This is a genomic window from Aurantiacibacter xanthus, from assembly GCF_003584015.1.
Taxonomy (GTDB): domain Bacteria; phylum Pseudomonadota; class Alphaproteobacteria; order Sphingomonadales; family Sphingomonadaceae; genus Alteraurantiacibacter; species Alteraurantiacibacter xanthus.
The window spans coordinates 83,382-92,387 of the sequence record NZ_QXFM01000007.1; the positions used below are offsets into that span (position 1 = coordinate 83,382).

The following is a 9,006-nucleotide window of genomic DNA, read 5'->3' on the forward strand; positions in this document are numbered from 1 at the left end:
GGTGCGGGGCGGCTGAAAAGGGAGGACAACTCATCGCGCCCCGCCGGGCGCAGTGCAGGCGGGCAGGTCCGGCATTTCGCCCGGGCCACCGTGCGGACCGCGGATCAGGCCCCGCAGCGTGCTTGCCACGTCCTGATAGGCAGCTTGCGCGGCCTCATGATCCGGCCAGCACGCCAGCGTGTGGATGAAATCGTCCGGCCTCACGACCGCAGGACGCCCCGGATAGGGCACTGGCTCGTCGCTTTCCATGAAGCGCACCTGCAGCGCGGCATCACGCACAAGGCGGCTCGCCGTCCCGGTCTGGCCTTCCATGCCGAGGATCCGCGCGAAATAGAGTCGTTCGCCAGCAAGCATCCCAGGATGGCGCTCGATATAGCCGAGCAAGCTATCCACCGGCACCTGCCCGCCGCCCGCTTCCGCCACGGCAAGCGCCAGCAGGACAGCGTGGGGTGACGCGTCCTCGCTCACCTCTGCCGGCTGTCCGGTGGCTGCCAGCCCCCGCCCTGCGGCGCGATAGAGATCGATGTAGCCGCCACGATCCTTGTCACCGATGGCAGACAGCAGCGTGACCACCAGTTCGCTCACCTCAGGCGAAAACGCCGGATGGCTCTGATCGAGACCGGCTTCGGCAAGGCCTTGCGCGATATCCTCGCGGCGAAGCGTCGGCACCGGGCTGTCGGGTTCGGGCGGCTGGGCCGAACGGCGCCAGGCCATGCGCAAATCGCGCAGGACATCGCTCCCGCCCGCAAGAACCTCGCGAGCAAGCCCCGCGCCCGCAGGCTCGTACTGCGGATCTGCCACGCCGGCAGCCGGATTGGCGACAAGGCGGGCCAGCGCCGCTTGCGGTCGAGCCTCGACAAGGTCCGCCAGCAACACGCTCGCCAGCGCCGTCATGCCCGAGCGCGGCAGGCTTGCAGGAGGCGTTGCAATCGCTGTCCACGCCGCCGCGTCGTCAAGCGGTGTTCCGGCCGCCGCCGCGCGCTGCTCGGCCTGCGCGGCATCGCCCGGATCGTCGCGCAACAGCAAGGCTGCCGCGAGCGCCATGCCCGCCCCCCGGTCACCGCCCACGCGGGCGAGATAGTCCTGCAACAGGCCAATCGTGTCGCCCGGTTCGGACAGCGCGCGACGCGCCAACAGCAGACCCGAAACCCAATCGCCGTTCGCCGGATCGATCGCAACGAGCCGCTCGAACACGCGCAGGACCAAGGCGTCAGGAATGTCGCGCCCCAGCGCTTCTGTGAAAGGACCGGTGTAAAAGGCGGCCGCCTCAGCGGGCGACGGTGCGGCCCGGGCAAGGAAGCGATCGACATCGGCATTCGCTTCCTCGGCGAACCATCGTTGCTCGATACCCGGGAGATAATCGACGGTGCGCGCAGCCGTACGCGTCTCCTGATGCAGGCGGCGCAGCAGCGCGAGCGCAGTGGCCCTGTCGTCAGCATACCAGGCGCGCAGCATCTGCGGCATGGCCGCCCCGTCGGCAAAACGGCGGGCCAGCGCATCGGCGCCCGCCAGCAGCACTTCGCGGTTCGCGGCGGGTGCGTCGAAGATCAGCAGGGTGGGCGCAAACCAGGCGGCGGTGTTATCCTCGGCCCCGCGTCCACTGCCTGCCTGTCGCTCGACCGCGGCGATAACCCGCTGACGCTGAGCCTCGTCGAGGTCACCCATGACGAGTTTGCCGAACAGGTCGCGCGCCAGTGTGTTGTCGATGCCGGTGGCGACGCCGCGCTCGACCAGCCTTTCGTAAAGCGTCACGGTCTCGTCGGTGGAGAAGCGCCCGATCATCGCCGCGATACCATCGGCAGCATCGGCTTCGCCACGGCGCGACTGGACCGACAGCGGCATTGCCGTCGAGCGCCCCGACGCAATGCGGTCGATCATCGTTGCATGATCCAGCGCGGATTCGCCGATAGCCGCCTCCAGTTCGTCGTAGCGCGAAGGGGCCGAGTTGAGGATGTCGAAGGCCACCGCACTGCGTTGGGCGGGTGGGATCGGGGTCCAGACGATCGCGCGGAAGGCCTCGGCTGGAAGCGCTTCCAGCGCATCGAGGACAAAGCCCACCAGCAGGCCGCGCGGCGGACGCGGGGGCCCCTCGCCCAGGGGCCGCGCACGCTCGTCCGCATCGTCCGCGATCACCTGAGCGAGCAGTTCGGCCAGCCATTCGCGATCCAGCCTCGCCAGAGCGAGATGCGCGGCGAGGAAGACGTTGCCGCTGTCCCGCGCCTGCACGGCCAGAGCCTCGTCGATGGCGACAGCATCGGGCTGCGGGAGCGAGGTGAGGTGACGGCGATAGGCAAGCTCGCGCTGCGCCAGCAGATCGGCAGGAAAGGCCTCGGACAGCGCAGCCTGCACTTGCGCCGCCGCCCCGGCATCGCCGCGCGCGGCAGCAATGCGCCAGGCAGCATCGGCGGCCAGTCGCAGGCGCACGTGGCTTGCATAGCCGGCCCCCGCCACCCGCGCTGCCGCAGCATCCCGCACGAGGGCGACGAGCCGCTGCATGGTGGCATCGCCGGCAGCTCCCGCTGGCATGGTCGCTACAAGGCCCTCCACCAGCGTGGCATAAAAGCGGCGGACATCGAGACCGGTTTCGCTGGCAGGATCAAGCGCCTCGCCCGTCGCCGCTTGCCGCACGATCAGGGAGGCGAGCCCATCGGCATACCAGTCATGGGCAAGCCGCTCCTGCCCCATGGCCTCGCGCAGGATCGAGGTCGCCACGATCAGCCCCGGATTGCGCCGGTCGCGCAGCAGCGCCAGTGCATAGTGATCGAGCGCCTGATCGTACCGCCCCACGGCCGCGTAGGCGCGCGCGCGGATCTCGTCGGTGTTCACCAGCCCGCCCAGATCGCCCATCATCGCGAAGGCGCGCGCCGCATCGCTCACCTTGCGCACGGCCAGAAGCGCGGTGCCGATCTCGGCATAGGTCTCCGGCGGAAATTCCACGCCCAGCGCTATCAGACGCTGGCCGTAGACGGCCCGTTGTTCGGGATCGGCGGTCGTCCCGTCCGCGCCTGGCTTGGCCGGGTCCGCCATTGCCACCAGCCGGCGCAGGATATCGGCCCGCTGGCCGCCTGCTGCGGGCAGAAGCATCTCGGTCGCGCGCAGTTGATCGCCCAATACACCACCTGCCGCCGCCACATCCGCGATCTGCGCATAGAGATCGAGATCGCCGCCACCGCCCAGCACCTCGTCGAGCAGCCGCAAGCGCAGGAACCGAAGGGCAGCATTCATACGCTGCGCCAGCACCGGCGCCTCGCCACCCTGCCCCCGCGATGCTCCCATCAGCGCATCGGCGGCAACAGCGCGCGAGGCCGCGTCCGGTGCCATGGTGAGCGCATAGCTTGCCACGGCGAGTGCCTCACCGCCGCGCTCTTGCCCGGCAAGGATCTTGGTCAGTTGCATCAGATCATCGCCCCGATCCGGAGACAGAGCGACGGCACGCCGATAGCTGGAGATGGCCCGCTCGTGGAGCGAGGCAAGCTCGTAGATCGCCGCCGCGCGCGATGCCGCCTCGGCGCTGCCCGAAGCCTGCGCGGAGGCGGCATCGAGCTGCGCGATCAGTCCATCGATCGCGGCCTGCTGGTCATCGGCGGAGCGGAACGCCCCCGGCTGGGCGAGCACGGCGAGAATGCGCTGGCGCAAATATATGTCGGCATGTTCAGCATCGAGCTGCGCCAGCCGGCGCAGTGCGTCGTCGAGTGCAGCATAGTCCCCGGTGCGGGCATGGATTGCGACCAGTTCGCGCAGGCGATCCTGCTCGTTCAGCCCCGCGCTCGCGGCAAAGCGGGTGATCGCGTCGCGGGCCTGCGCCCGCTCCCCCTCGGCCAACCGAATTGCCACCACCAGGGCAAGCGCACTGCGGCTGCCGCTCGCAGCAAGCTCGCGCTCCGCATCGCCGGCAAGGGTGTCGAGCTGACCGGTGCGCTTGCCGAGACGGACGATCCGCGTTTCGAGAAAGCTGCGCCGGGCGGGAAGCTCGCTTGCTCGCCACAATTTGCGCCATGTAGCCAGAGCCGCATCGTCCTGCCCAGACTGTTCGAGCAGGTCTGCAACGTGAACCTGATGATCGTAGTCCAGCAGGCCCTGCGCGGAAAGATCGTCCAGCACCGCGAGGGCGGCATCGAGGTCGCCCAGCCGTTCGTAAGCATCGGCAAGTTCAGCACGCATGGCATCGCCGCGCGGCATGATCTCCGCCAGCCGGTCAAGCGTGGCGCGCGCCGCCGCATCGTCGCCGCGTGCAGAGAACGCATCGAACAGGAACAGCTGCGCGGCGATGGCAACTGAAGGGTTCCGAGCCAGAACACGGATGCGCGCGATGGCAGCCTCGTCGAGGCCCATGCCGATCATCGCGCGCGCCGCCTCGATCTGCGCCTCCGGCGGCGGGGCGGAAGCGAAGAAGCGGTCGAACACCTCCAGCGCCTGTGCCTCCTCGCCATTGGCAAGATGCAACAGGGCAAGACGCACATAGGCATCCGGATCGCGGGGCCGAGCGGCGATGGTGCGGCTGAATTCCTCGGCAATGGCGGCACGGTCGTCCGTGATACGGTCGATCTCGATGCGCATGTCGCGCGCGGCCGCATCGTCGCGGTCGGCGAGCAACGCGCGGGCCGCACCGTAGTCACCGCCGCGCAGCAGCAGAGCGATCCGCGCATCGGCGCTGTCAACGTCGGTTCGCCCGGCAAGGCGGCTGGCGAGCGCCTTGCGAGCAGCCTCGTCGGGCGCGCTTTCGGCGAGCAAAGCCAGCGCATAGCGCCTGTCGCCCGCAGTCCGCGCCCGGTCGAGCGCCTGCCAGGCGTGGCGCGCGGCCGCTGTAGTGTCTCCCGCTTTTAGCGCCTGCTCGGCCAGCATCAGCGCACCCTGCAACGTCGCCGCCTCGGGCGTTACGCTGCCGAGCCGCTCGGCGGCCGCAGCGTAGCCGTCAAGCGCGAGAACCTGCGCCGCCGACTGCCTCGTTACGACACCTGCCTCGGCAAGATCGACAACAGGCTCGCCTTCCACACCGGGATCGAGCAACGCCAGACGCCGCGCAAGCGCAGCCTTTTGCGGCGCTGAAATAGCCAGATCGCGGGCCCGTTCGTAAGCCATACGGGCGCCGAGCGGGTCGTCGCGCAGCAGTGCAAGATCGCCTTGCAGGACTTCGCCGTCGTGGCTGGCAGCGATGGCATTGGCCGCTTGCGCCCGCATCGCCGCACCGTCGAGATCGCCGCCGCGCCACAGCACCAGCGCCGCCGCCCGCCGGGCATTGGCACGCTGTGCGGGAGCCAGTGCGCTGTCGGCGGCCAGCGCATCGAACACTGCCGCAGCATCGGTGCCCTCCACCAGGGCTTGCCGCGCGAACCGGTCAACGGCGGCGCGGTCGAGCCGGTCTCCGGCAACAATCGCGCGTGCCGGGGCACTGGCGACAGCGGGAGCGTGAGCGGGCGTGGTCTGCGCGCAGGCAGGCACGGCCGCCGCCAGGGCAATGGCCGCTACCCCGCAATGAAGGACAAGGCGAAGGGCGTTCACGCGAACCTCTCTTTGCGGGGCAGCCGACGCAGCGCGACGTCGGCCAGATAAAGCAACAGCGCCAACAGAGCCAACCAGCGTGCCAGAGCGAACACGTCGTGACCGGTGCCCGATCCGTCAGGCCAGACGGGCAAGCGCTCGCCTGCCTGCACGGACACGCCACCGCTTGCGATGGCCAGTTCGCCCACAGGCATGACCCGGTCGACAGGCCCTGCCCCCTGCGACGGCGGAACGACCAGACGGCGCGACCGGCCCGCTTGCGAAACCTCGATCCGCACCTCCTGCCGCGGGTCGGCAGCGATGGTGGCAGTGTAGTGAGCGGGTCCGGCGGCCAAGGCCTCGACCACGCGAAGATCGCCATCCGTGCCGATGGCCGCCCGGATCTGCGGGGTGCCCGCTCCCTCACCCTCGCGCCGGACGTCGACTACTACGCGCCCCTCCTCACGCCGGGCTTCCAGCGCGAGATCTTCCACCCGCTGCGCGGTGCCTGCCAGCACCCGGCCGAGCCAGGGGCCATAGTCGCGCCAGCGGCGCCATTCGGCAGTACCCGCACCGAGCGGATCGACCGCCATCGCAGTGACCCGTCCCGCGCCGCGCTGCCAGGTGGCGAGCAACGGCTTGCCGCCATCGACGCTGGCAAGCACCCGCGCACTGGGCCGCACCCGGGCCGGGACAAAGCCATCGACGGGCGGAACTGCGGCCATCGGTGTGCCCGCCCACCAGCCGGTTTGCGGATCGGTGCGGACCGCCTGGCGTCCCGCCACCCATGCTTCCGCCGGTTTGACGGTGGGCCGCGCGAAATCGATCTGCACCAGCGAGAACTCATCGCGCACCGCATAGTAGCGCCCGCGCCCCCACCGCGCCCAGTCCGCCATGCGCTGTTCGCCTTCGGGATCGCTGCCGACGAGGACGGTGGACAGGTTGATCGAATCGCGGGCGATGAAGCGGATCAGGTCTTCGTAGCGTTCCTGCTCCACCCCGGCATCGGAAATGACCAGAATGTGCTTGTAACGAGCATTCACCCGGCGCAGCCCGAACAGGGCTTCCTGAATCGCGGGATAGAGAACGCTCGCCCCCTTGGCCTCCATGCGGCCGATCACGCGCTCGATGGCGGCGGTGTCGCGCGCGGGCTGCATCGGCACCGCCCATTGCCGCGCGCCGTAGAATTCGACCACGCCGACCTGATCCTGTTCCGTCAGACGCGACACCGCCAGCCGCGCGGTCTGCTTGGCCATTTCGAGCAGCTTGCCCTGCATCGAACCCGACGAATCGATCACGATGGCAAGGGCGACACTGGGCCTTTCGATCTCGCGCTTGCCTTCGAATGTCATGGGTATTGCCGCAGCCAATGGCCCGGAGCTTGCCGAATCGGCAAGGGCGCCCCCGCCCCCAACAAACATCCCCAGCCCGCGATCGGTAACAGCGGTTCTGAGGGCCCGCTGGCTGCTGATTGGAAGCCGCGCAAGCGAGACGTCGTCGAGCATGACGAGATCGAAGGCCGCAAAGTCGCTGGCCTCATCAGGTTGCAAGGCGCGCACCGCGAAACCGGGGCCGAGCAGAGCCTGAAGCGGACCCTCACCGCCGCCGACACCCCGTAACAAGCCGATGCGCAAGGGATCGTCGCCTGCCACGGTGACGGGCAGCGATTGTCCTGCCGCGCCAGCGATCCGCACTGCCAGGTTACGGAACCCGGCATCGCGCCGTGCAAGCGGGAGGGTAAGCTGCGCGGTGCCGTCGAGATCGACAGGTGCGGAACGGGCCAGCACCCTTGCGCCATCGACCAGTTCCGCCACCGTTGCCCGCCCTGTTCCGGCCAGCGTCACCTCCACGCTCGCAGGCGTTGCGGCTCCGCCCGCATCTGCGCTGGCCGAAACGACCCGCGCCTCCCCTTGCGGTCCGTGGATGGCGATATGGTCCAGCTGCAAGCCACGCGCGGCCACGGCCTGTCCGCCCGCTGCCCATGTGTCGCCACGGTCGCGCGGGTCCGCAATGAGCGCGATACTGCCGCGCTCGCCGGGGGCAATGGCGGCCTGCGCTTCGGCCAGTGCGTCGTCGAGCGAAGCCTCATCCGGCAGGACGATCCGCGCGCGATCCGCAACCGGCAGGGGCTCGCCCCCCAGTTGCACGACCGTAAGCCGGTCCTGTGGGCGTGCTGCCGCAACCATGCGTTCGAGCACCTGCCGCGCCGTGCCGCGGGCAGCATCGCCCAGCCACGCCCGCTGGTCGACCACGAGCACCCGCTGCGCCGCATCGTCATCCCGCAAAATGACGGGCTGCGCCAAGGCGAGCACGATCGCGCCGATCATCGCGCCACGCACAATACGGTGCCAGAGCGGGCGGCTCCGCCCCGCCCGGAAGGCCAGCGGCACCAGTACGCCCAACCACAGTGCCAGAGGCTGGAGGAGAACGGCGCTCATGGAATACGCCTCTTCGCAACCAGCCACCACTCCACCAGTGCCAGCACGAGGCAAGCCAGCAGCACCGCGCTCAGCAACGAGAGCACGGGGCGCGATTGTTCCGCGCTTACGCGCAGTGGTGCTGGCCGGGCCATGGCGCGGGTAATCTGTTCGCCCGGCAAGTCGGCGGCGTCGCGGAAGGCGCTGTCGGGGCCACGGCCCGCGAGCCACAGAAGCATGCGCGACACCAGAACGGGCCGTGCCGCCTGCGCGGCCGGATCGCTGTTCTCCACCAGCAAGGCAGCCGGGATCGTGATGCTCCGCTGGTCGGCTTGGTCAAGGGTGACGGTCGGCCGCGCCGGAGCGGCGGCTCGTTCGGCCCAGGGGGCAATTCCGGAAGCGTCGATCGAGCGGGCCAAAGCTGCAGCATCGCCGGGGTAGGCAAAGGTTAATGCTGCGGCCGGAGCCCGCTCGATCGAGAGACGGGGCAATACCCCGTCTCGTGCCCCGCCGACGATAACGTCGGCGTTATCTGCGTCACTGCGGACAAGTGCCGGATCGCGCGCCACAACACGCGCCACAATCGCCGGTGCATCCGCGCCGATGGCGACGCGTACGGGCCGAAGCTCGGGCAACGTGACGGAGGCAGCGTCATCGGCGGGAAAGCCATCGCCCTTCACCAGCGTAGCGGAGAAACCCGCGCCATCGGCGGGCAGGTCGGCAACAAGGACCGCGCCATCGTCCAGGCGGTTCAGCGCTGCTGGCGGCAAGGTCGTGCCATTCACGGCAAGGCGCAGGTCAGCGGCAGGCAGGGCATGTCCGGCGGCATCGACCGCCCGCACCATCACATCGACCTTGCCCCACTGCCCCGATGCCGCCGGACCGCTGGACAGCGCAACAATGCCGCGGTTGTCCGCGACGGCATCGACGAAGAAGCCGGCTTCAAGTTCCGGGTTCGGCTTGGCTGGCAGTGCGGCGGCATAGCCGTAGTACCGCACCGCCCCGCGCGGACGCAACGCCAGCCAGCGGCGAAAATCGTCAACCGTGCCGCCTGCCTCGACGCCGCCGAGGCGTTGGGTCAGCAGTTCGGCCGGCTCGCCCGGCCGCAGCA

At 69.6% G+C, this 9,006-nt stretch carries 3 protein-coding genes; all 3 read right to left on the reverse strand.

Going from position 1 to position 9,006, the window contains the following annotated elements:
• Positions 1-30 precede the first annotated feature (30 nt).
• The gene (locus tag D2V17_RS01490) at positions 31-5,499 is read right to left on the reverse strand and encodes a tetratricopeptide repeat protein (protein ID WP_147367165.1); all 5,469 of its coding nucleotides are present in this window, start codon (positions 5,497-5,499) and stop codon (positions 31-33) included.
• Positions 5,496-7,916 (reverse strand): VWA domain-containing protein, encoded by a 2,421-nt coding sequence (locus D2V17_RS01495; RefSeq protein WP_119591376.1) that lies wholly within the window; start codon positions 7,914-7,916, stop codon positions 5,496-5,498. The genes D2V17_RS01490 and D2V17_RS01495 overlap by 4 nt, the downstream gene beginning before the upstream one ends.
• Positions 7,913-9,006 (reverse strand): hypothetical protein (locus tag D2V17_RS21135; RefSeq protein WP_191229017.1); only part of this gene is annotated, 1,094 nt, incomplete at its 5' end. The genes D2V17_RS21135 and D2V17_RS01495, both read right to left, overlap by 4 nt.